This is a genomic window from Nocardia sp. alder85J (genome assembly GCF_020176955.2).
In the GTDB taxonomy this organism is placed as follows: Bacteria; Actinomycetota; Actinomycetes; order Mycobacteriales; family Mycobacteriaceae; genus Nocardia.
The window spans coordinates 770,242-791,984 of sequence record NZ_JAIUCZ020000001.1 but is presented as its reverse complement, the minus strand read 5'-3'; the positions used below and the strand labels follow the sequence as shown (position 1 = coordinate 791,984).

At 71.0% G+C, this 21,743-nt stretch carries 22 protein-coding genes; 16 read left to right on the top strand and 6 right to left on the bottom strand.

Annotation, left to right across the window (positions count from 1 at the left end; all coding sequences use genetic code 11):
* Positions 1 to 80 precede the first annotated feature (80 nt).
* On the top strand, positions 81 to 845 hold the full coding sequence (locus tag LBW94_RS03725) for an SDR family oxidoreductase (RefSeq protein ID WP_225060943.1): 765 nt from the start codon (positions 81 to 83) through the stop codon (positions 843 to 845).
* A 4-nt stretch (positions 846 to 849) separates the two neighbouring features.
* On the opposite strand, the gene LBW94_RS03720 is transcribed toward LBW94_RS03725, so the two are convergent.
* Positions 850 to 1,800 carry a hypothetical protein gene (locus tag LBW94_RS03720; protein WP_225060942.1) on the bottom strand — a complete coding sequence of 317 codons (951 nt, stop codon included), beginning with the start codon at positions 1,798 to 1,800 and terminating at the stop codon, positions 850 to 852.
* A 105-nt stretch (positions 1,801 to 1,905) separates the two neighbouring features.
* Here LBW94_RS03720 and LBW94_RS03715 point away from each other — a divergent pair, with 105 nt between their 5' ends.
* The gene (locus LBW94_RS03715) at positions 1,906 to 3,009 is read left to right on the top strand and encodes a lycopene cyclase family protein (protein WP_225060941.1); all 1,104 of its coding nucleotides are present in this window, start codon (positions 1,906 to 1,908) and stop codon (positions 3,007 to 3,009) included.
* Positions 3,010 to 3,283: 274 nt separating this feature from the next.
* Positions 3,284 to 3,940, top strand: a complete 657-nt coding sequence (locus LBW94_RS03710) for a CPBP family intramembrane glutamic endopeptidase (RefSeq protein WP_225060940.1) — start codon at positions 3,284 to 3,286, stop codon at positions 3,938 to 3,940.
* 5 nt (positions 3,941 to 3,945) lie between these two features.
* Here LBW94_RS03710 and LBW94_RS03705 read toward each other — a convergent pair whose 3' ends face one another.
* On the bottom strand, positions 3,946 to 4,539 hold the full coding sequence (locus LBW94_RS03705) for a TetR/AcrR family transcriptional regulator (protein WP_225060939.1): 594 nt from the start codon (positions 4,537 to 4,539) through the stop codon (positions 3,946 to 3,948).
* 88 nt (positions 4,540 to 4,627) lie between these two features.
* On the opposite strand from LBW94_RS03705, the gene LBW94_RS03700 reads away from it, so the two are divergent.
* Both LBW94_RS03700 and LBW94_RS03695 read left to right on the top strand, forming a co-directional pair.
* The gene (locus LBW94_RS03700) at positions 4,628 to 5,632 is read left to right on the top strand and encodes a saccharopine dehydrogenase NADP-binding domain-containing protein (protein ID WP_225060979.1); all 1,005 of its coding nucleotides are present in this window, start codon (positions 4,628 to 4,630) and stop codon (positions 5,630 to 5,632) included.
* A gap of 9 nt (positions 5,633 to 5,641) precedes the next feature.
* Positions 5,642 to 6,493 (top strand): NAD(P)H-binding protein, encoded by an 852-nt coding sequence (locus tag LBW94_RS03695; protein ID WP_225060938.1) that lies wholly within the window; start codon positions 5,642 to 5,644, stop codon positions 6,491 to 6,493.
* A gap of 122 nt (positions 6,494 to 6,615) precedes the next feature.
* On the opposite strand, the gene LBW94_RS03690 is transcribed toward LBW94_RS03695, so the two are convergent.
* Positions 6,616 to 7,188: a hypothetical protein gene (locus LBW94_RS03690; protein ID WP_225060937.1), complete on the bottom strand. Its 573-nt coding sequence runs from the start codon at positions 7,186 to 7,188 to the stop codon at positions 6,616 to 6,618.
* A gap of 559 nt (positions 7,189 to 7,747) precedes the next feature.
* Here LBW94_RS03690 and LBW94_RS03685 point away from each other — a divergent pair.
* Positions 7,748 to 8,620 (top strand): NAD(P)-dependent oxidoreductase, encoded by an 873-nt coding sequence (locus tag LBW94_RS03685; RefSeq protein ID WP_225060936.1) that lies wholly within the window; start codon positions 7,748 to 7,750, stop codon positions 8,618 to 8,620.
* A 252-nt stretch (positions 8,621 to 8,872) separates the two neighbouring features.
* Here LBW94_RS03685 and LBW94_RS03680 read toward each other — a convergent pair whose 3' ends face one another.
* Positions 8,873 to 9,301: a winged helix-turn-helix transcriptional regulator gene (locus tag LBW94_RS03680; RefSeq protein WP_225060935.1), complete on the bottom strand. Its 429-nt coding sequence runs from the start codon at positions 9,299 to 9,301 to the stop codon at positions 8,873 to 8,875.
* Between the two features lie 47 nt (positions 9,302 to 9,348).
* Between LBW94_RS03680 and LBW94_RS03675 the strand changes: the two genes are divergently transcribed.
* From LBW94_RS03675 to LBW94_RS03655, 5 genes are all read left to right on the top strand, one after another.
* Positions 9,349 to 10,224: an SDR family NAD(P)-dependent oxidoreductase gene (locus tag LBW94_RS03675; RefSeq protein WP_225060934.1), complete on the top strand. Its 876-nt coding sequence runs from the start codon at positions 9,349 to 9,351 to the stop codon at positions 10,222 to 10,224.
* 101 nt (positions 10,225 to 10,325) lie between these two features.
* The gene (locus tag LBW94_RS03670) at positions 10,326 to 10,682 is read left to right on the top strand and encodes a YciI family protein (protein WP_225060933.1); all 357 of its coding nucleotides are present in this window, start codon (positions 10,326 to 10,328) and stop codon (positions 10,680 to 10,682) included.
* Between the two features lie 10 nt (positions 10,683 to 10,692).
* Positions 10,693 to 11,952: an RNA polymerase sigma factor gene (locus LBW94_RS03665; protein ID WP_225060932.1), complete on the top strand. Its 1,260-nt coding sequence runs from the start codon at positions 10,693 to 10,695 to the stop codon at positions 11,950 to 11,952.
* A gap of 128 nt (positions 11,953 to 12,080) precedes the next feature.
* Positions 12,081 to 12,893 (top strand): SAM-dependent methyltransferase, encoded by an 813-nt coding sequence (locus tag LBW94_RS03660; protein ID WP_225060931.1) that lies wholly within the window; start codon positions 12,081 to 12,083, stop codon positions 12,891 to 12,893.
* Between the two features lie 260 nt (positions 12,894 to 13,153).
* Entirely contained in the window at positions 13,154 to 14,818 is a 1,665-nt protein-coding gene (locus tag LBW94_RS03655; RefSeq protein ID WP_225060930.1) for a bifunctional 3'-5' exonuclease/DNA polymerase, read from the top strand.
* 143 nt (positions 14,819 to 14,961) lie between these two features.
* Here LBW94_RS03655 and LBW94_RS03650 read toward each other — a convergent pair whose 3' ends face one another.
* Positions 14,962 to 15,171 (bottom strand): hypothetical protein, encoded by a 210-nt coding sequence (locus LBW94_RS03650; protein WP_225060929.1) that lies wholly within the window; start codon positions 15,169 to 15,171, stop codon positions 14,962 to 14,964.
* A gap of 285 nt (positions 15,172 to 15,456) precedes the next feature.
* Here LBW94_RS03650 and LBW94_RS03645 point away from each other — a divergent pair, with 285 nt between their 5' ends.
* A complete protein-coding gene (locus tag LBW94_RS03645; RefSeq protein ID WP_225060928.1) occupies positions 15,457 to 16,962 on the top strand; it encodes a hypothetical protein in 1,506 nt (501 codons plus the stop codon).
* 40 nt (positions 16,963 to 17,002) lie between these two features.
* On the opposite strand, the gene LBW94_RS03640 is transcribed toward LBW94_RS03645, so the two are convergent.
* Entirely contained in the window at positions 17,003 to 17,224 is a 222-nt protein-coding gene (locus LBW94_RS03640; protein ID WP_225060927.1) for a hypothetical protein, read from the bottom strand.
* A 165-nt stretch (positions 17,225 to 17,389) separates the two neighbouring features.
* Between LBW94_RS03640 and LBW94_RS03635 the strand changes: the two genes are divergently transcribed.
* The 4 genes from LBW94_RS03635 to LBW94_RS03620 are packed head-to-tail and all read left to right on the top strand — an operon-like array spanning position 17,390 to position 21,597.
* Positions 17,390 to 18,298: a fumarylacetoacetate hydrolase family protein gene (locus tag LBW94_RS03635; RefSeq protein WP_225060926.1), complete on the top strand. Its 909-nt coding sequence runs from the start codon at positions 17,390 to 17,392 to the stop codon at positions 18,296 to 18,298.
* 29 nt (positions 18,299 to 18,327) lie between these two features.
* A complete protein-coding gene (locus LBW94_RS03630) occupies positions 18,328 to 19,428 on the top strand; it encodes a ring-opening amidohydrolase (protein ID WP_225060925.1) in 1,101 nt (366 codons plus the stop codon).
* A gap of 1 nt (position 19,429) precedes the next feature.
* Positions 19,430 to 20,854 carry a dihydroorotase gene (locus LBW94_RS03625; RefSeq protein WP_225060924.1) on the top strand — a complete coding sequence of 475 codons (1,425 nt, stop codon included), beginning with the start codon at positions 19,430 to 19,432 and terminating at the stop codon, positions 20,852 to 20,854.
* Complete coding sequence (locus LBW94_RS03620; protein WP_225060923.1) at positions 20,851 to 21,597, top strand: aspartate/glutamate racemase family protein; 747 nt, start codon at positions 20,851 to 20,853, stop codon at positions 21,595 to 21,597. The genes LBW94_RS03625 and LBW94_RS03620 overlap by 4 nt, the downstream gene beginning before the upstream one ends.
* The last annotated feature ends 146 nt before the right edge of the window (positions 21,598 to 21,743 follow it).

The following is a 21,743-nucleotide window of genomic DNA, read 5'->3' as shown; positions in this document are numbered from 1 at the left end:
CCGTGAGGGCCGCATCGCGCCGGTAACGAGGCCGCGACGAGCCCGCCGGGGGCCGCCCGGCTCGGGTACCGTCGGCGGCTATGACCGACGACTTGGCGGGCAAGGGCGCACTGGTCACCGGCGCGAGCCGGGGCATCGGCAAGGCGATCGCGGCGGAGCTGCTGGCGCGCGGGGCGCACGTCCTGATCACCGCGCGCAAGCCCGAACCGCTGGCGGAGGCCACCGCGGAACTGCGGGCGCTCGGCCATCCGGGCACGGTGCTCGCGCAGGCGGGCAATTCCGGCGACGCCACCGCCCGCGGCGACGCGGTGATGACCGCGGTCGCCGAATTCGGGTCGCTGGACATCCTGATCAACAACACCGGGATCAACCCCGTGTTCGGCGCGCTGATGGACGCCGATCTGGACGCGGTCCGCAAACTCTTCGATGTGAACGTCGTCGCCACGCTCGGCTACATCCAGGAGGCGTACCGGGCCTGGATGCAGACCCACGGCGGGGCGATCGTCAATGTCGCGAGCGTCGCCGGTCTGCGCTCCACCGGGGTGATCGCCGCCTACGGCGCCTCCAAGGCGGCGCTGATCCGCCTCACCGAGGAACTGGCCTGGCAACTGGGCCCGACCATCCGCGTCAACGCCGTGGCGCCCGGTGTGGTCAAGACGAAGTTCGCCGACGCGCTGTACGCCGCCGGTGAGGAGGCCGCCGCGGCCGGATATCCGATGAAGCGCCTGGGCACTCCCGAGGATGTGGCCGCGCTGGTCGGCTTCCTCGTCTCGGACTCCGCCGGGTGGATCACCGGCGAGGTGGTGCGCGTCGACGGCGGCCTGCTGGCCACCGGCAGCCTCTGAACCCTCACCGGAAGGTGAGCGCCCCGGTCATGTCGGTGTGCTTGTAGTGCAGGTAGTTCTTCGCGGTGTCCTCGGTGACGGCCGCCGTGGTGGTGACGAAGGTGACCACCACGAAGTCCTTCTCCGCGTCGGCGACCCACTTGCCGACGGTGAAGTTCGCGATGTAGCTACCGGGCCGCAGCTTCATGTCGCTGTCGCTGAACGTGTCGGCGGCGGTGGTGGCGTGGTCGGCGTCCTGCATGCCCAGCACGTACTCGGTGAGCATGAGGGATCCGCCCTCGGCGCGGAACACCGTTTCCGCGGCGTACTTGCAGCCGAGATCGGTCAGCGCGCCGTCGACCTCGAAATCGGCGCAGGTGGGATGGTCCCGGCCATCCACGTAGTCCGCGTGCAGCGCGACGTTGCCCAGCTTGAAGTTCCAGTCCTTGGCCACCTCGGTGTAGCTGAAGTGGCGCGAGGCCGCGACGCTGCTCGTGGTCGGCCGCGCCACCGATGTGCTGGAGCCGGTCGACGCCACCGCCGAGGAGGTGACGACCGTCGAGGTCGACGAGGCGTCGTTCTTCGAGCTGCCGCCGTGCGCCAGCAGCGCGACCACGCCGATGCCGATCACCAGCAGCAGCACGATGCCCAGCACCAGGCCGAGTACGACACCGCCGCCGCCGGACTTCCGGCGCATCGGGGGCGGAGTGGGTGTGGGGAAGCCCGGCGGATAGCTCGGGGCGGGCTGCCATTGCTGCACCAGGGGCGGTGGAGGCGGGGGCGGTGCGCTCCACACCGTCGTCGGCGGTACGGGCGGCGCCGACACCGGGGCCGCGGGCGGTGCGGGTATCGTGGGTTCGCTTGCGCCCCAGGCGGGTTGCGGTGTGTTCCAACCGGACTTACCGGCATCGGGCTGCGACCACCACTCGGCCTCGTCGGGCGGCTCGGAGCCGGCGGGACCAGGGGGATTCGTCATCGCTGCCAACCTTCCGCAGCCGGGGCCGCCGTGGCGCCCTCGAGCGGTGGTCCCCCCGGGCTGTGTTTTCGACAATACCGCACCTCTACGGGCCGCCGACCACTCATGGTGGACTCGTCTGCTGCAATCTTCATCGTGACCGACCTCATCGTGTGCGGGCTCGGCCCGGCCGGGCGAGCGCTCGCGCATCGTGCGCGCGCACACGGTATATCGGTGCTGGCATTCGATCCGCATCCGGATCGGTTGTGGGCGGCCACGTATGCCGGTTGGGCCGACGAACTCCCCGACTGGATCGCGCCCGGGACCGTTGCCGTGGAAGTGCCGACACCGCGCGCATGGGGCACCCGGCCGTTCGAGATCGAGCGGCGCTATGTGGTGTTCGACAATGCCGCCCTGCGCGACTCGCTGGATCTCACCGATGTGACGGTGGTGGCGGACACGGTCGTCGACATCCGGCGGGACGCCACCGGTTCCGGCACGGTGCGGCTGGCCTCGGGTGATACCGCCACGGCGGCCCGGATCGTCGATGCCCGGGGCGTGCGCCGCCGTCCGGAACTGGCCGAGCAGACCGCCTTCGGCGTGCTGGTACCCCGGCAGCGCTGGGCGGAGCCCCTTTTCATGGACTGGCGGCTGGACAACGGCGCCGGCGCGACCGAGCCGCGCTCGTTTCTCTATGCGGTTCCTGTGAGCGACAACACATTTCTGCTGGAGGAAACGTGCCTCGCCGGGCGGCCCGCCCTCGGCCTGCCAGTGCTCCGCGACCGACTGTACGCCCGATTGCGCGCCCGGGGTGTCGCGCTCGACGGCACCGAAGCCGTCGAGCGGGTCCGCTTCCCGGTGCAGGGTGGCCGGCTCGGCCGGGACCGCTTCGGCACGGCCGGCGGATTCCTGCACCCGGCCACCGGATACAGCGTCACCGCCGCACTGGCCGCCGCGGACGCGGCCGCCACCGGCGTCTCGATCCGGCCGTGGCGGGCGCGGGCCGTGCACACCCTGCGCGAGGTGGGCCTGCGCTCCCTGCTCACCCTGTCCCCCACCGAGATTCCCCTGTTCTTCGACGCGTTCTTCACCCTCCCCGTGGCGCGGCAGCGCACCTACCTGTCCGATCGGACGGACCTCGCCGGGACCATGGCCACCATGGGCGAACTGTTCCTCGCCGTCCCCGGACCGGTCCGCCGGAAGCTCATTGCCGCTGCGCTGCCGGGTTGAGGCCCGGCAGCGCTCGTCCACACACCACCTCGGCTCGCGAACGCGCTGTCGACAGGAAAGGCCGCAATCCGAACGGACGGACTGCCGGATGCTCGTCCGTGGGCGGAAATTGGCCGGGCAAGTCCCGGCGTCTCCGGTCCAGCCACACGCCGGGCGGCGGCCTCCTCCTCGGCCCGGCGCTGCTGGTCCCAGGCCAGATAGGCCGTCGCGCCGACCCCGCAGGCCGGCCACCTGCCGCGGGCCCGCGACGCACTCACCAACTAGGGTGGTGGGCATGCGAGTTCGACCGTGGCGGCGGCTGTATCTGGGGGCCGAGTACGCGGCGTTGTTCTTCGGCGGGACCACGGTGTACAACGCGTGGCAGCGCGGCCGGTCGCCGATTCCGGCGCTGCTGGCGCTGTCCGCCGGGGCGGCCTGGTATCTGCGGCGGTCACCCGATTTCGACCGGGCCACGCTGTGGCGGGCGGAAGCGCTACCGGGACAGGTGCGCCCGATGGCCGCGCTGGCCGGGTCGAGCGCGCTGGCGCTCACGGCGATGGTCGCGGGGCTGCGCCGGGAGGATCTGTTCGATCTGCCGCGCCGCAATCCGCTGATCTGGCTGGCGGTGATGGTGCTGTATCCCGCGTTGAGCGTGTATCCGCAGGAGTTGATCTACCGTTCGTTCCTGTTCCATCGCTACGCGCCGGTATTCGGTGAGGGCCGGGCGATGGTGACGGCGAGCGCGGCCGCGTTCGGCTACGCGCACATCCTGTTCGGCAGCTGGTTCTCGGTGGCGGCCAGCGGGGTCGGCGGCTGGATCTTCGCCTCGCGCTACGCCCGCACCCAGTCGCTGTTCACCGCGTCGGTGGAACATGCCCTCTACGGCAACCTGATCTTCACCGTCGGTCTGGGGCGGTACTTCTACCACGGTGCGGTGCCCGAACGCGCCTGATCCGTTCAGGCCCGCATGGCCTCCAGCATCCGGGTGGCCTCGGCGGTCACCGCCGGCAGCGCCGCGGCCGGATCGGCGGTGCGCGCCAGCAACATTCCGGCCTCGCACAGCGCGCCGAACAGCAGGTGGCAGCGGATCCGCAGGTCGCCCTGGGACAATCGGCCCTCGGCGGCGGCCCGCGCCAGGCCGTCGGACAGCACCCGCAGCACATGGTCGGCCTCGATGTCGCGCACCGCGTCCCAGCCCAGCACCGCGGGCCCGTCCAGCATGACGATGCGGCTGCACCGGGGGTTCAGGCACAGGTTCAGGAAGGTGCCGCAGCCCCGCAACAGGGCGGTCCAGGTGTCCGGCGCGGCCTGCGCGACCTGTTCCAATTCCCCGGCCATCCACTGCTGTTCGGCCACGAAGACCGCGCGGAACAGCGCGGCCTTGTCGCCGAAGTGGTGGTAGACGGCGCCTTTGGTGAGCCCGGCCTCGGTCGTGATCGCCTCGACGGAGGTGGCCGCGTAGCCGTTGCGGCCGAAGAGGGTTCGGGCAGCGTCCAGCAACCGGCCCGTGGTCGAGTCGGTCCGCTCGGCCTGGGTACGGCGGGTGCTCACCAGCCAAATGTAACCGGTTGCGCGCCTTGACTTACATACTGTGGGTATGTAAATCTCTTACATACCCACAGTATGGAAGTTGATCACCATGACGATCTACGCCATTTACGGGGCCACCGGCCATACCGGCCGCCTCGTCACCTCCGAACTTCTCGCCCGCGGCAAGGATGTGGTGTTGTCCGGCCGCGATCCCGAGCGGCTCGCGGCCCTCGGGCAGCCGCGCATCCACCCCGCATCGGTGGATGATCCGGAATCGCTACGGGCACTGGCGGATTCCGCGGACATCGTCGTCAACTGCGCGGGACCGTTCGCCACCACCGGCCTGCCGCTGGCCGCCGCCGCGGCGGCGGCCGGTCGCCACTATGTCGACCACGCGCTCGAAGTGCACCATGTCCGAAGGCTTTTCGAGGAATTCGGCGCACCCGCGAGCCGCGGCGGGTTCACGATGCTGCCCGATGCCAGCTTCTACGGCGGACTCGGCGATCTGCTGGCCGGCGCGGTGGCCCGGGGCATGTCCGACATCGAGCGGGTCACCGTCGCCTATTCGGTCGCCAACTGGAAGATGACCACCGGCGCGGTCGCCACCGCCCGGCTACTGTTCGCCGACACCGATCGGATCGGATTCGCCGACGGTGCACTGCAATTCGGCTTCGTGGAGCCGCGCAACGCGGTCTTCGCCTTCCCGCCGCCGGTGGGCCCGCGGACCATGATCGCCCCGGTCCCGTTCCCGGAACCGCTCACCGTGCCCCGGCACGTCCGCACCCGCGCGGTGGAGGCGCAGCTGACCGCCCGCACCTTCGAGGAGGAACGAGCGTTCACCAGTGAAAGCCTCCCCGCCGAGGAACGGGCCGACAGCGAATACACCGTCGCCGTCCAGGTTCTCGGTGCGCACGGCGCGGCCGCCGGACATGTGCGCGGCCGCGACCTGTGGCGGGTCAGCGCACTGATCGCGGCCGAGGCGGCGATCCGGATCGCCGAGGGCGGGGTGAAGAGCGGCGTGCTGAGCCCCGGCGAGGCTTTCGATGCCGTGGAATTCCTCACCACCCTCGCCGACCGCGGCGTCTTCACCCTCGAACTTCCCACGCAGAGCTGAGGAGTCACCGTGGAACCCATTCTCGTCACCGGTGCGGCCGGTGGACCGCAGGGCGGCACCGGCCGCCGGGTCACCGAGGCGCTGCGCGCCGGCGATCATCCGGTCCGGGCGTTCGTGCGCGCCGACGATGCCCGTGCGGCCGAACTGCGCGAGCTCGGCGCCGAGGTGGTCGTGGGCGATCTGCGCGAGATCGGCACGGTGGCGCCCGCCCTCCGCGGCATCCGGCGGGCCTACTTCACCTATCCGGTCACGGCCGGAATGCTGGACGCCGCAGCCGTTTTCGCCGCCGCCGCGCACGAGAGCGCCCTGGAGCGCGTGGTCGCGGTCTCGCAACTGGGCTCCGATCCCGCGGCGGGCACCCCGCACATGCGCCGCCACTGGGTGGCCGAACAAGTCCTCGACCGGGCCGGCATCGGCGCCGTGCACCTGCGCGCGGCGGTGTTCTTCGAGAACCTCCGCGTCGTGGTCGAGCACTGCGGCGAACTCGCACTGCCACTGGGCTCCCCGGACACCGTATTGCCGCTGATCGCGGCCGCCGATGTCGCCGCCGTCGGCACCGCGCTGCTGCTGGCCCCGGGCCCGGTCGACCCGGTGTACTGGCTGGCAGGCGAGATCACCACCGCGGGTCGGGCCGCGGAGGCGTTCGGTGTCCGCTACGTCGATGTCGACCCGGATCGCTGGCGGCAGACCGCGACCGACCTGTACCGCGACGAGGTCGTCGTCGACCACCTCGCCGACCTGTGGAAACTGTTCGCCGCGATCGGATCCGGCCACTCGCTGTACCAGGTCACGGACTCGATCCGGCATTTCACCGGCCGCCCGCCGCACACCCTGCGCGAGTACCTGGCGAGCGTGCCCTAGTAGTTCAGCCGGAATCGCTTGCAGCACAATCGTTCACTTCGATCGGAGCCGGTGCCCGTCCGGCTGGTTCCACCGAGATCGCGGGCGGCACTGCGGTTGACCGCAGATCGAGGATGTACCTGTCAGAACTGACTCGGGTGTTGCCCCGGCAACCGGAACACCGGCCGCCTTCGTATGGATACCCGGCAACCCGTCTCCACCCGACCACACCGTAGCGCCCAGCGACGGCCCACGATGAACACACAGCGTTCGAACACGAACGGCCACACCCCGATTCGGGGGTGTGGCCGTTTCGCCGTCAGCGGTTCAGCAGGTCGGACCGGTGGTGCACACTCCGCCCGGTCCGGAATTGCCGGGTCCGCCAGTGCCCGCACCTGGGCCACCCATGCCACCACCGGGACTGCCCGCACCCGGACCACCCATCCCACCACCCGGGCTGCCCATCCCACCACCCGGGCCGCCCATCCCACCGCCGGGGCCACCCCCACCGGGACCACCCATGCCACCGCCGGGGCCACCCCCACCGGGACCACCCATGCCACCCCCGGGAGCACCACCACCACCGGGACCTCCCATCCCGCCGCCGGGACCACCACCGCCGGGATTGCCGCCGCCAGGATTGCCCGGACCGCCGGGGCCACCGCCCGGCCCGCCGGGGTGACCCGGCCCGGGCCCACCCGGATTCCCCGGCCCACCGGGGTAACCGGGACCGCCCGGGTACCCGGGTCCACCGGGGTAACCGGGACCGCCCGGATAGCCGGGTCCACCCGGATATCCCGGATTCCCGGGCCCACCCGGGTAACCCGGCCCGCCCGGATAGCCGGGGTCGCCCGGATTGCTCAGGTCCGGGGCTCCGGGCCAGTCGGGACTGCCGGGCGGAGGGGCGGGCTGGTCCGGATCGCCCGGGGGGATTCCCGGTCCGCCGCAGCTGGATCCGGTGACACATTGGATCAATCCGCCCAGGCCCGGGTCGGCGGATGCCGAGGTCGCCAGTGCGGTGAGCGGGGCTGCCAGCATGACGCCGACAGCGGCCAGGCCCACCGCCGCGCGGCGGCGCCCGGCCTGTGTAGTGGAACCCACTGTCATGCCTTTCTATCGATCTCCGGCCACTGCGACGTGGCCTACAGGAATCGAACCGGGCGTTGCTGTGACGGAAATGTCAGTTTTCTGGCGACCGACTGGGAGAAAGTCCGGTTCGAACCGTGCGACTCCCAGGTTCGGGAGCCGGGCGGGCACGCCGGTAGGGTCCGGGCAATGGCGACGATTGCATTCCTCGGCGCGGGCAGCCGGATGGGATCCGGGATGGCGACGCGACTGGTGACCGCCGGGCATCGGGTGCGGGTCTTCAACCGGTCACCGGAGAAGGTGGCCCCCGTGGTCGCCGCCGGCGCCACCGCGGCGGACACCCCCAGGGCCGCTGCCGAGGGCGCCGAGGCCGTCTTCGCCATGGTCGCCGACGACGTCGCCTCACGCGCGGTCTGGCTCGGCGACACCGGAGCGCTGGCCGCCACCGCCCCGAACGCATTCGCCGTCGAATGTTCCACCCTGTCCCGCCCGTGGGTGCTGGACCTCGCCGAACATGCTGCCGCACAAGGCTTCCGCTACGTCGACTGCCCGGTGACAGGCCTCCCCGACGCCGCGGCCGCAGGGCGCCTCACCCTCTTCGCCGGTGTCGGCGAGGACCTGCTGCCGGAACTGCGGCCGTTGCTGGAACCGTTGTGCGACAACATCGTCCGATTCGGCGGCATCGGCGCCGGAACCACCTACAAACTGATTCAGAACCTGCTGGGATCGGTCCAACTCGCCGCCACCGCCGAGGCCTTGCGCACCGCGGAACTGGCCGGGCTGGACCTCGAGACGGTGGTCGGCACCCTGAGCCGGGGCGGCGCCGCCAGCCCGACGGTGATCCGCGCGAGCCGCGGCATGCTCGACGGCCGCCGCGACGAGGACATCGCCTTCACCGCCGCCCTGCGACTGAAGGACACCCGTATCGGCGTCGAACTGGCCGACAGCGTAGGCGCCCCCGCCGCCCTCGGCCGCGCCGCCCGCGAGCAGCTGGCCCGCCCGGTCGCGGCCGGTCACGGCGATCGCGACGAAACCGCGGTGTTCGACGTGCTCCGCGACTGAACCGTCGGCCCGCGCACCCCGCCGAAACCCGCAGCGGCGCATCCTCCGAACCCGCCACCGGAGTGACTGCCGGCCCCGCGCGCAGAACCCATCGGCCGCCACCCCGCAACCACCCGACCAGCCCGAGTGCAGTCGACGGAGGAGCCGACCCACCTACGCGGACACCCACACGTCCGCAGAACCTGCTGGTGCGGTGAATTCGCCGGGCTCGCACGATCCGGAACCCGCCACCGGCCTGTCCGCGACGAACGGTCAGCGCGCGTCGGTGGCCTCCCACGACCGGTCCACCCGGCCGCGAGCGGTCTCGATGTGGTGGTGGTTCGCCACGGCCCAGTCCGCCAGGGCGGACAGCGGGACCAGCAGTCCGCGGCCCAGCGGGGTCAGGCCGTATTCGACGCCGGGCGGCACGGTCGGGTGCACTTCGCGCTCGATCAGGCCGTCCTGCTCCAGGATTCGCAGCGTGCGGGTCAGCATGCGCTGGCTGATGTGCTCGATCGAGCGGTGCAATTCGTTGAACCGGCGGCGGCGGTCACCCAGCGACACCAGCACCAGGACCGACCATTTGTCGCCCACCCGGCGCAGCACGTCGGTGACGGGACACTCCGCGTGCTCGGCGGCCGGCACGGGCGCCGGCAGCCGGTAGGCCAGCATCGAGGGCACATCGGTGTGCGTACCTGACATCGAACTGCCTTCTTTCGCCGGTCCACGGAAGTATCGATGATCGGCACATGGCAGATTCCACCACGCCCGATCCGGGTAGGACCATTGTCGTCAGCGGAGCCACCGATGGCATGGGCAGGGCGGTGACACTGGCCCGGCTGGCCCGCGGTGACCGGCTGGTCGCCGTCGGCAGCAATCCGGCGAAGATCGCCGCGCTCGGCGAGGCCGCCGAGCACCTCGGCGCCGCGGACCGGCTGCACATCGTGCGCGCGGACCTCAGTTCGGTGGCCGAGAACCGGCGGGTCATCGACGAGATCGTCGCGCGGTACCCCGTCGTCGACGCGCTGCTGCTGTTCGCGAACCGGCACAGCCCGCGCCGCCGGGAGACCGCCGACGGGCTGGAGTACACCTTCGCCCTGTATTACCTGAGCCGCTATCTGCTCTCGCGAGGGCTGCGACCGGTACTGGACGCGGCGCCGGATCCGGTCATCGTGGCGGTGGCCGGGGTCGGCACCACGGCCGGTTCGATCGACTGGGACGATCTCCAGCTGACCGGCCGCTACAGCTCGATTCGGGCGATGGTCCAGGGCGCCCGCGCCAACGACCTGCTCGGGGTCGGCTTCGCGCAGCAAGAGGCCGGACGGGCCCGGTTCGTCATGTACCACCCCGGCTTCACCCGCAGCGGCGACCTGTCCCCCTTGGCGTGGCCGGTGCGGATGCTGCTCCGGCTCGCCGCCGCGGCGCGGGCCCGGCCCATCGCCGAATCCATCGCGCCGATCAGCGATTTCATCGACCACCCGCCGTCCGAACCGCTGACCGCGATCGATCGCGGCAATCGGGTCGATCCCGCACTGCCCACTCTCGACCCGCAGGCGGCGCGGCGTCTCACGAAGGTCACCGAGGAACTGCTCGCGCGACTACTGCATCCGGTCCAAGATTTGTGACCGACATCACAGTACATCGGGTCGATCGACCTCGGTTCTCGTTCGAGGAGTATGCAGGGGCCGACAGTCGGCCTGCCCCATCGACACGAGAGGATGCCGAGATGCGCTACCTGACCCTGATTCGCCTCGACCCCGCCGCCACCCCGGTGGACGGACCGGACGAACGGCTGATGGAGGACATGGGCACACTGCTGGAGGAGATGACCAAGGCGGGCGTGCTGCTCGACACCGCCGGACTGCGGCCGATCGAGGAGGGCGTGCGCATCCGGCAGACCGGCGGCGTGCAGACGGTCGTGGACGGGCCGTTCACCGAGGCCAAGGAGGTCATCGGCGGCTACTGCCTGTTGCAGACCCGCTCCCAGGACGAGGCGGTGGAGTGGTCCTCCCGGTTCCTGCGCATCCACGGCCCGGAGTGGGACATCGAGGTCGAGGTCCGGCAAGTCGTCGAGCCGGAGTGAGCGGCCGGCGGTGACCGGAACGAGTGCGGAGGCGGCGCGCCGCGCGGTGGAGGCCGCGTGGCGGATCGAATGGCCCCGCCTGGTGGCGGGACTGACCCGGATCGTCGGCGATATCGGCGCCGCCGAGGAACTCGCCCAGGACGCCCTGGTCGCGGCCCTCGAACAGTGGCCGCGCGACGGGATTCCGCAGAATCCGGGCGGCTGGCTGATGCTCACCGCCAAACACCGCGGCATCGACCGGATCCGCCGCCACGCCACCTTCACCCGCAAACTGGCGCTGCTCGGTCACGACCTGGTGATCGAGCAGCGCACGCCGCCGGAGCAGCCGCCCCAGGACGATCTGCTGCGGATGATGTTCACCGCCTGCCATCCGGTCCTGACCCGCCCGGCCCAGGTGGCGCTGACCCTGCGGATGATCGGGGGCCTGACCACCGAGGAGATCGCGCGCGCCTATCTGGTCTCGGAATCGACTGTCGCACAGAGGATCGTCCGAGCCAAACGCACCATTACCGCGAAACGGGTGCCGTACGAGGTGCCGTCGGGACCGGAGCTGGCGGTGCGGCTGGACGCCGTCCTCGAGGTGCTCTACCTGATCTTCAACGAGGGCTACACCGCCACCGCGGGCGCGGCCTGGATGCGCACCGAACTGTGCGAGGACGCCGTGCGCATGGCCCGCATCCTGGCCGGGCTGCTGCCCGGCGAACCGGAGGTGCACGGTTTGGCGGCGCTGCTGGAGTTGCAGGCGTCGCGGCTGGGCGCCCGCGGCGGACCGGACCAGGATCCGGTGCTGCTGGCCGATCAGGACCGCTCGCGGTGGAACCACCTGTACATCCGCCGCGGCTTCGCAGCCCTGGGCCGGGCCCGATCGCTGGACACCGCGCAGGCCCGCCCGCCGGGCCGCTACACGCTGCAGGCCGCGATCGCCGCCGCCCACGCCATGGCCCCGACCGCCGCCGACACCGATTGGCGGCGCATCGCCGGACTGTATGCGATTCTCGCAGAACGGTTTCCGTCGCCGGTGGTGGAACTGAACCGGGCGGTGGCGGTGGCGATGGTGTACGGTCCGGCCGCTGGGCTCGAGGTGGCCGACGTGGTCGCGAAGACCGGCCGGCTCGACGGCTACCACCTGCTGCACGCCGTGCGCGGGGATCTGCTGGCCCGGCTGGGCCGGACCGAGGAGGCCCGCGGCGAATTCGCCACGGCCGCCGCACTCACCGCCAATGCCGCCGAGCGCGCCCTGCTGCTCGGCCGCGCCGGCGGCCGCGGGTGAGCCGGCCGCCGACTTTCCCGGGCGCGGGTGGCAAATTCCGGGCAGTCCGTCGGATTTCGTTGGGCCGCTTGGCCCGATACGGTATATCTGCGTAATAGAGATCCCCGCGTCACCAAGGAGATGTTGCTGTGCCCGACGGCCCTATCGATCTGCATACCGACGTGGCGCACCCGGCCCGGATGTACGACTACTTCCTCGGCGGCAAGGACTCCTACGAGGCCGACCGCAGCGCCGCCGAGCAGGCCCTGCGTGACTTCCCGTCGGTCCGGCTGACCGCGCGCACCAATCGCGAATTCATGCACCACGCCACCAAATTCCTGGTGGGCCAGGGCATCCGGCAGTTCCTCGATATCGGGACTGGTATCCCGACCGAGCCGAATCTGCATCAGGTCGCCCAGGAACTCGCTCCGGAGTCGCGTGTCGTCTACGTCGACAACGATCCGATCGTCTACGCGCACGCGCGCGCGCTGCTGGTCAGCACCGCACAGGGCCGCACCGCGTACGTGCAGGCCGAGGCCCAGGATCCGGCCGGAATCCTGTCTTCCAAGGAATTGACCGACACCCTGGATCTGAGCAAGCCGGTGGCGTTGTCGATGATGGCGCTGCTGCATTTCGTGCCCGGCGACGTCTACAAGATCGTCGATACCCTCATGGGCGCACTGGCTCCCGGCTCGTATCTGGCGATGTCGCATGTCACCACGGAGTTCGACGACGGCGCCGACGATCCGGACGGCATGGCCCGGCTGTTGCAGGTCTATATCGACCGCGGTATCCCGGTCAATCCGCGCAACCGGGATCAGGTGGCCCGTTTCTTCGACAATCTGGAACTGCTGGAACCCGGGGTGGTGGTCATCCACCGCTGGCGCAACGAGGGCATCGAGCACCCGCCGAGCCATGACAAGCGGGTCTCGCTCTACGGCGCCATCGGCAAGAAGGTCTGAACGGGGACAACGCATTCCGTCCGGCGGCACGCAGCCTTCATCGACGGCGAGGCCGAATTCCACGGCGAACTGCTGACGATCACACCGACAGCGGCAATCCCGCACCGCGACAACCCGTTACGACCGCCCGGCCAGCGCTGCGGCGACGCGTGCCGGCGTCTGTCGCCGCACCCGCCGTGCGACCGGATCCGGCCGCACGAACAATCCGACCGGAGCATCCGGAACCGAACTTGTCCGAGGTCACTGCCAGACTGACGGGTATGCGATGGGCGGTGGTGGCCGACGGTGATTTCGGCGCGCGGTTGTGCCCGGTCGATGCGACCGGCCGACCGGCGGGTCCGGTGCTGCGCGAGTCCTCCTTCACCGAGGCGATCCGGGCGCGACCGGAGGTCGAGCGGTGGATCTGGCGGGCCACCGCCGAGAACTACCGGCGACTGCTGGCGGCCGGGGTGCGGGTCGACCGCTGCTACGACGTGGAGGCCGCGGAGTCGCTGCTGATCGGTCACGAGCAGGGGCAGGCGGGGCAGCCGCGTTCGCTGGCCGCCGCCTGGGCGCGATCACACGGCCTGCCCGTGCCCGCGGACGCGCCGCCGCGCAGCGCCGACACCGAACCGGCGTTGTTCGAATCGGGGCCGGTTCCGCTGCCGTCCGGCACCGACGAGCTGACCGCCCTGCTGGAGGTGTACGCCGGGCAGGTGGCCCGCACCGCCGCGGCCGAGCATCCGCAGCGCATGCGGCTGCTGCTGGCCGCCGAATCGGCCGGCATGCTGGTGGCCGCGGAGATGTCGCGCGCGGGGGTGCCCTGGCGGGCCGACATCCATCGTGAGTTGCTCGATTCCGCACTGGGCGAGCGCATTCCCGGCGGGGAGCCGCGCCGGATGGCCGAGCTGGCCGAGGAGGTGTCGCGCGCCTTCGGGCCGGGCGTCCGGGTCCGGCCCGACCTGCCCCAGGACATCGTCCGGGCCTTCGCCAGAGTGGGAATTCCGTTGTCCTCCACCAGGAAATGGGAACTGAAGCAGATCGATCACCCGGCCGTCGCGCCGCTGCTGGCGTACAAGTCGCTGTACCGGCTGTACACGGCCAACGGCTGGTCCTGGATCGACCAGTGGGTGCATGACGGCCGGTTCCGTCCCGAATATCTGCCCGGCGGCACCGTCACCGGCCGCTGGACCACCAACGGTGGTGGCGCCCTGCAAATTCCGAAGGTGGTGCGGCAGGCGATCCGCGCGGATCCGGGCCGGCGACTGGTGGTCGCCGACGCCGCGCAGATGGAACCGCGGGTGCTCGCGGCCATCTCACGCGATCCGGGCCTGATGGAGGTGGCCGGTCGCGACGAGGACATGTACGCGGATCTGGCGGCCCGCGCCTTCGGCGGCGACCGCGCCCAGGCCAAGGTCGCCCTGCTGGGCGCCATCTACGGCCAGACCTCCGGCGACGCGCTCACCCACATGGCCGAACTGCGCCGCCGCTATCCGGCCGCGATGGCGTATGTCGACGATGCGGCGGCGGCCGGTGAGGAGGGCCGGCTCGTGCGCACCTGGCTGGGCCGCACCTGCCCGCCCGCCACGGCATTCGACGAGATCGACGACGAACAGCCGCGTTCCGGCGGCTACGGCAGCACCCCGAGGGCGCGGGCACGCGGCCGCTTCACCCGCAACTTCGTGGTGCAGGGCAGCGCCGCCGACTGGGCGCTGTTCGTGCTGGCAGGCCTGCGCCAGGCGATGGCCAGCGCCGGGCTGCGCGCCGAACTGGTCTTCTTCCAGCACGACGAGGTGATCGTGCATTGCCCGGAGGAGGAGGCCGCGACGGTCGCCGAGGCGATCGGCAGCGCGGCCGAGACCGCGGGCCGTCTCGTCTTCGGCGCGACCCCGGTACGATTCCCGTTCACCACGGCCGTGGTCGAATGCTACGGCGACGCGAAATGAGCACGCGGCAGCCATGATTCGGCCCGCGCCGATGCCGCCCGCGCCTATGCGGCCTGAGTCGATGCGGCCTGAGCGGGTGCCGCCCGCGCCTATGCGGCTTGCGGCGGTGCCGCTCGCGGCCGGTCCGATCTGCGCCGCTCCCGCTACGCCAGTTCGACCTCGTCGAAGCCGACGGTCAGGCTGTGCCATCGCTGGCGCAGCACGCCCCCTTCCCGGTGCACGAGTCCCTCCCCGAAATCCAGACGCAGTTTCGCTCTTCGAGTGTCGACCTCCCGCACGACCCCGCAGACACCGCTGAACGGCCCCTCCGGGAAATACACCACATCGCCTGGACCGAATCCGGTGAACCCCACGCCGCCATGGTATCCAAGATCGGCGGCCACCGGCCCCGGCAACGCCGGCACGTGATCCTCGGCACGCGGCATGGCTCCCGGACACACCCGAGCGGCCGCTTCCCGGCAATCCGATCGACACCTAACTGCCATGCGCGCAACATATTTCGAGCCTATGGGTGGAGAGAGGGCGAGCGCGACGACGCGGCACGCCGGACACGCGGGCAACGGACAACCTCTACCGCACCAGCGTGCCGGTCACGTAATACTGGAGAGGTACCCGGCCGAGCGGAAGGTGCCACACCTGTGCGACGGACATGGACGACATCACGATTGCGGCAGGGTGCGCTGGTCGTCACCACCCTGCTCGGATTTGCCTGCGCGGCAATGCCTTCGGCCGCAGCGACGCAGTCCGATCCGGTCCTGACGATCACCGTCGACACCACCGTGCCCGGCGGCCGCACCATCCCGGCCGATTTCGTCGGCCTGTCCTGGGAAGCGGACGTGATGCACCAGCCCTGGGTCGGCACCGGGACCGGCGACCTGGCCGGATATCTGCGCACGCTCGGACCCGGTTCACTGCGCTTCTCCGCCAACACCGTCGACACCACCGCCTGGCAGAACGCCGCCGCCCCGCCACCCGGCGGCGCGGTCGTCACCCCGGCCGACCTCGCCCGGGTCGACGATCTGGCGCGGGTGAGCGGATGGCCGGTCGATCTGGGCGTGAACCTGCTCGCGAACAACCCCGCCGCGGCGGCCGACGAGGTCCACGCGGCGCAGGCGGCGCTGGGACCGCGACTGCGCTCGGTGCAGATCGGCAACGAGCCCAACTCGTTCCCCATCGTGCACGCCAAGCTGTACACCCCCACCACCTACATCAGCGACGCCCGCGCGTACCGGACCGCGATCGACGCCGCCGCGCCGGGTGTGCGCTACGACGGCCCGGACACCTCGACGGTGCAGAGCGGCCCGCAGGGCAGCGTGAGCGCGACCGATACGGCCCAGTGGATCGCCGCCTATCTCGCGGCGTTCGGGGACAACACGGCATTCCTCGACGAGCACTACTACCCGCTGGGGAAGATGCCCTGGCTGGCCAATCCGGCCGTGCTGGACCAGCTCGATTCCCGTAACACCGCCGCCGCGGCCCGGCTGGTCTTCGACGATCTGGTGCGCCGTGGCACCGTGGCCGGGCTGCCGGTGCACCTGTCGGAGACCAACAGCGTCTCCGGCGGCGGGCAGGCCGGCATCACCGACACCTTCGGCGCGGCGCTGTGGACGGTCGACTACCTGCTCAGCGCGGCCGCCGCGGGTATCGCGGGCGTCGGCATGCACCAGCAGCCCTACGACTGCGGCAGCTACACCTGGCTCTGCTTCCCCGACGACAAGGCCGCGCAATCCGGCCGCCTGCACGCCGAGCCGCCCTATTACGCCGGGCTGCTGGTAGCCCGGATGACGGGCGGCACCTTCCTGCCGACATCGGTGTCGGACTCGGCCGCGAACGTCGCCGCCCACGCCGTCCGGATGCCCGACGGTCACATTCGTGTCGTCGTCGAGGATCTGGATCGCAACGTCCACCGGACGATCAACGTCCGCCTGCTGGGCACGACACCCACCGCCGCCGCGGCGCAGTGGCTCACCGGCCCGAACCCGGACGCGACCGACGGCGTCCGTTACCGCGGGGCCGAGGTCACCGACGACGCCGGTTTCGCACCCGACCCCGACGCCCCGCTCGAAACCGGCAGCGACGGCACCGATATCCGGTTCGACAATCCCGCGGCCGCACTGCTCGACTTCACCTGCCGCAAGAACTGAACCTGCCGCGCCGCCCGGCCCCGACGCAGGTGGTGCGACCTCAGGCGATGAGACCGACCTGGGCGGCCGAGCGATCCAGGCGATCGCAGGCGCCCCGGGCGACCCAGCCGACCTGGGCGACCAGACCGGCGCAGGCGACCCAGCCGACCTGGGCGACCCGGGCGATCAGACCGGCCCGGGCGATCCACTCGGCGCAGGCGATCCGGCGCATGCCCGCCGAACCGATTCCCCCGCACCGCAATACGGGCCCCGCGTGCACCATCCGGGTTCCGGCGAGCACCGTCGGAAGCCCGGCGCTCGCCTGCGCCGCAACACGATCTTCTCGACCCGGATACCGGCGGAAAGATCCGCGCAACATGGACGTAACACGGATTCGAGAATCTTGGGATCCCAAAATATTGTCGGATCGGTGAGATGAGGCGCAGTCGTGAAATTCGTGACCTTCACGCGGGGCGGGGAGGCCCGGCTCGGCGTGCACCGCGACGCGGACGAGATCCTGGATCTGACCGGCCGTTCCGGTGGCGACCCGGTCTTCGGATCCCTGCTGTCGCTGATCGACGGTGGCCCCGCGGCGCTGGCGCAGGCCCGGAAGTGGGCGGACGACACCGCCACCGATCACACCTCGTCCGAATACCTGTGCCATACCGCCGATGTCACGCTCCTCGCGCCGATTCCCCGGCCCCGCAAGAACGTCTTCTGCGTCGGGATGAACTACCGCTCCCACATCGAGCAGAACGCGCAGGCGCTCGACCTTCTCGTGGAGATCCCCGAGATCCCGTTGTTCTTCTCCAAACCGGTCACCGCGGTCGTCGGCCCGGGTGCCCCGATCGTGCTCGATCCGCGGCTGACCGCGAAACTGGACTACGAGGCCGAACTCACCATGATCATCGGGCGCGGCGGCACCTGGATCAGCGAGGCCGACGCGCCCGGCCACATCTTCGGCTACACCCTGGTCAACGATGTGTCGGCGCGCGACCTCCAGTTGCGGACCAGCCAGTTCTTCTACGGCAAGGGCCAGGACACCTACTGCCCGCTCGGGCCCGCGGTCGTCACCGCCGACGAGATCGGCGATCTCACCGCGATCACCACCGAGCTGCTGGTGAACGGTGAAGTGCGGCAACAGGAGTCGGCGGGCAACATGCTGTTCTCCCCCGCCGCGGTGATCGCCTGGTTGTCCCAGGGCATCACCCTCGAACCCGGCGATGTCATCACCCTCGGCACGCCCGGCGGCTGCGGCTACCAGATGGCGCCGCCGGTCTTCCTCGCCGACGGTGATGTGGTGGAATGCCGCGCCACCGGGATCGGCAGCCTGATCAACCCGGTCACGGCGATCTGACCACCCGACCCGACATCGGAAGGAGAACAATGCGTATCGGTGTGCACCGGCTGGCGATGGCCCATCCCGGGGACGTGCGCGGCCTGCGAGCCCTGGTCGATTCCGGGGCGCTCGATCCGGCTGCGATCGTGGCGACGATCGGCAAGACCGAGGGCAACGGCGGCGCCAACGATTTCACTCGCGCTTTCGCGACAACCAGTCTCGCGCAGTATCTCTCGTCGGTCCGCAAGCAGACCCCGGAGGAGGTCGAGCAGCAGATCGCGTTCGTGTGGTCCGGTGGCTGCGAGGGTGTGCTCTCCCCGCACGTCACCGTGTTCACCCGCGACGACGCCCCGGGCACGGCGCCGGAGGGCGACAAGCGGCTGGCGCTGTCGGTGCAGCGCACCCGCGACTTCCGCCCCGAGGAGGTCGGCCGCACCCCCGAGGTGGAGGAGGTCGCGGCGGCCGTCCGCCGGGCCCTCGCCGATCTCGGCTGTGACGTCGAGGACGTGCACTACGTACAGGTCAAGGGCCCGTTGCTGACTCCCGCGGGCATCGCCGACGCGCACGCCCGCGGCGCGACGGTGGTCACCACCGATCCCAACCGGTCGAAGGCGTACGCCCGCGGCGCCACCGCGCTGGGTGTCGCGCTGGCGCTCGGCGAGGTCGCCGCGGCGGCGGTGACCGACGAGGTGATCGCCACCGACCTGACCCTCTACTCGAATGTCGCCTCCACCTCGGCAGGCGGCGAGCTGACCAGCTGCGAGGTGATCGTGTTCGCCAACTCCGCGCGGGCGACCAGCCCGTTCCGGATCGGCCACGCCGCTCTGGCCGACGCGATCGACCTGGCCGGGGTGCGCGCTGCCCTGCGCGCCGCCGGACTCGAATTCGACTGTGAGCCCGGCGACCCCGAGCGCGAGCGGATCGCCGCGGTATTCGCCAAGGCGGAGGCGCCGGTGGGCGGGCTGCTGCGCGGGCAGCGGACCACCATGCTGTCCGACGCGGATATCAACTACGAGCGGCACTCCCGCGCCGCGGTCGGTGCGATCATCGCCAGTCAGACCGGCGACGCCCGCATCTTCGTCTCGGGCGGCACCGAACACCAGACCCCGCCCGGCCAGGCGCCGATCGCCGCGATCGTGGCCGTGTGACATGACCGATCTGATCATCGCGCACGGGCTCGTCGTGGACGCGACGCGCACCACCACCGCGCACGTCGTGGTCGACGGCGGGCGGATCACCGCGCTCGTCGACGCGCGGCAACCGGTTCCGCAGGCGGACCGCGTGATCGACGCCGGCGGCCGCGTGGTGCTGCCCGGCGGCGTCGACGGTCACTGCCATGTCGCCCAGATCACCGGCCCGTACCGCACCCTGGACGACTACGCGCTCACCACCTCGGCGGCGCTGCGCGGCGGCACCACCACGATCCTCGATTTCGGCATTCCGCGCGATGCCACCGAGACGCCGCTCGAGGCGATCGAGAACAAGCTCGCCCTCGCCCGGCAGGCCCGCTGCGATGTCGCCCTGCACGCCTCGGTGATCGCCTGGGACCCGACCGTGCCCGCTCAGCTGGAGCGGCTCACCGAACTCGGCGTCCGCTCGGTGAAGCTCTACATGACCAACCGCGGCACCACGATGGCCGACGACGACACGGTCCTGAAGGTGATGCGGGAGATGGCCCGCCTCGACGGACTCACCTATGTACACGCCGAGCACGATCCGATCATCGTCGACTGCACCCACGACCACGCCGCCGCCGGCGAGATCGGCATCGAGCACCTGCACCGCACCCGGCCGGAGCTGGCCGAGGAGACCTCGGTGCGGGAGGTGCTGGCGATGGCCGAATACACCGGTGCGCCGGTGTATTTCGTGCACCAGTCCACGCCCGGAGCGGTGGACCTGGTGACCGCCGCCCGCGCACGCGGCCTGGCCGTGCACTCCGAAACCTGCCCGCACTACCTCGTTCTCGACGACAGCGTCTACGCGGGCATCACCCCGGAGTGGTTCGCCTGCTGCCCGCCGATGCGGTCGCCGCAGACGGTGGCCGCGCTGCGCGAGCGCTTCGCCACCGGCGCCGTCGACACCGTCGCCAGCGACCATTCCTGTTACGACCTGACCCAGAAGCGCGCGCACAGCGACGACATCCGCCTGATGCCGCACGGCCTGCCCGGCGTCGAGACCCGGATGCCGGTCGCCTTCACCGCCCTCGGCGAGGCGCTCGGCTCCTTCACCGATCCCGTTGTGCTGCAACGCTTCGCGAGCCTGTTCGCCGCCAATCCCGCGCAGGTGAACGCGATCCCGGCCAAGGGTGCGATCGCCCCGGGATACGACGCCGATCTGATCGTCTTCGACCCGGCCGAAATCCGCACGGTCGCCGCGGCGGAGCTGCACATGGGCACCGACTTCAGCCCGTTCGAGGGCATGCCGCTGCGCGGCTGGCCACAGGTGGTCGTGGCGGCGGGCCGGATCGTGCTGGACGACAACGGCTTCCACGATCCGGGCCCGGTGGGACGCTTCCTGCCCCGGCTCGGCTACCGCTCCCGGCGCGCCCGGATCGCCGCCGGAGCCCGGTCGTGACCGGCGACGGCCGGCCGCTGCGCCTGGGCATGATCGTGCCCTCGTCCAACACCTGCCTGGAACCGATGACCTACCGGATGCTCGCCGAGCGCACCGACGTGACCGTCCACGCCACCCGCGTGCCGGTCACCCGGATCGCCCTGGACGAGAGCTCCGACCGGCAATTCGACCTCGCCACCATGTGCCACGCCGCCGAACTGCTCGCCACCGCCGACGTCGACCTGATCGCCTGGAACGGCACCGCCGGCTCCTGGCTCGGCGCCGGCCACGACCGGGCCATGGTCGCCGGCATCGAGGCCGCCACCGGAATTCCGGCGACCACCTCGACGCTGGCGTACGCCGCCGCCTACCGCGAATTCGGCATCACCAGCATCGGCCTGCTGACGCCCTACACCGACGACGTGAACACCCGCATCACCGCATGCTGCGCCGAGGCCGGCGTCACCGTCACCGCCGCCCACGCCCTGGGCCTCAGCGACAACGAATCCTTCGCCCGCATCACCCCCGCGGAACTGCTTCCCCCGTCCCGCCGCTTGGCCGCCACGGACCCCGCCGCACTGGTCTATCTCTGCACCAACATGTACGGGGCTCCGATCGTCGATCGCGTCGAGGCCGAAACCGGTGTTCCAGCACTGGATTCCGTGGCGGTCACCCTGTGGTGGTGTCTGCGCCTGCTCGGCGCCGCCCCGCTCGCTCCGCGCTGGGGCAGCCTGCTGGCCCGGCAGCCGGACCGTTCCGCCTGAGCGGTCCGGCTCGAGCAGGCCCCGACAATCCAGCGGACACCGTTGCGGGACACATGAATACGGCCCGCCTGCGACGAACACGGCCGGTGCGGCCGAGAGCGTGGACGGCGACAAGTCGACCGGTGCCGCCGGCGCGGACACTTCAT

What these genes read in the sequence shown, in the direction of transcription:
- LBW94_RS03670 (WP_225060933.1), top strand. Translation starts at nt 10,326, where the DNA reads ATGCGCTACCTGACCCTGATTCGCCTCGACCCCGCCGCCACCCCGGTG.
- LBW94_RS03720 (WP_225060942.1), bottom strand. Translation starts at nt 1,800, where the DNA reads ATGACGAATCCCCCTGGTCCCGCCGGCTCCGAGCCGCCCGACGAGGCC.
- LBW94_RS03675 (WP_225060934.1), top strand. Translation starts at nt 9,349, where the DNA reads ATGGCAGATTCCACCACGCCCGATCCGGGTAGGACCATTGTCGTCAGC.
- LBW94_RS03700 (WP_225060979.1), top strand. Translation starts at nt 4,628, where the DNA reads ATGACGATCTACGCCATTTACGGGGCCACCGGCCATACCGGCCGCCTC.
- LBW94_RS03640 (WP_225060927.1), bottom strand. Translation starts at nt 17,224, where the DNA reads ATGGTGCACGCGGGGCCCGTATTGCGGTGCGGGGGAATCGGTTCGGCG.
- LBW94_RS03685 (WP_225060936.1), top strand. Translation starts at nt 7,748, where the DNA reads ATGGCGACGATTGCATTCCTCGGCGCGGGCAGCCGGATGGGATCCGGG.
- LBW94_RS03715 (WP_225060941.1), top strand. Translation starts at nt 1,906, where the DNA reads ATGGTGGACTCGTCTGCTGCAATCTTCATCGTGACCGACCTCATCGTG.
- LBW94_RS03680 (WP_225060935.1), bottom strand. Translation starts at nt 9,301, where the DNA reads ATGTCAGGTACGCACACCGATGTGCCCTCGATGCTGGCCTACCGGCTG.
- LBW94_RS03710 (WP_225060940.1), top strand. Translation starts at nt 3,284, where the DNA reads ATGCGAGTTCGACCGTGGCGGCGGCTGTATCTGGGGGCCGAGTACGCG.
- LBW94_RS03625 (WP_225060924.1), top strand. Translation starts at nt 19,430, where the DNA reads ATGACCGATCTGATCATCGCGCACGGGCTCGTCGTGGACGCGACGCGC.
- LBW94_RS03725 (WP_225060943.1), top strand. Translation starts at nt 81, where the DNA reads ATGACCGACGACTTGGCGGGCAAGGGCGCACTGGTCACCGGCGCGAGC.
- LBW94_RS03630 (WP_225060925.1), top strand. Translation starts at nt 18,328, where the DNA reads ATGCGTATCGGTGTGCACCGGCTGGCGATGGCCCATCCCGGGGACGTG.
- LBW94_RS03655 (WP_225060930.1), top strand. Translation starts at nt 13,154, where the DNA reads ATGCGATGGGCGGTGGTGGCCGACGGTGATTTCGGCGCGCGGTTGTGC.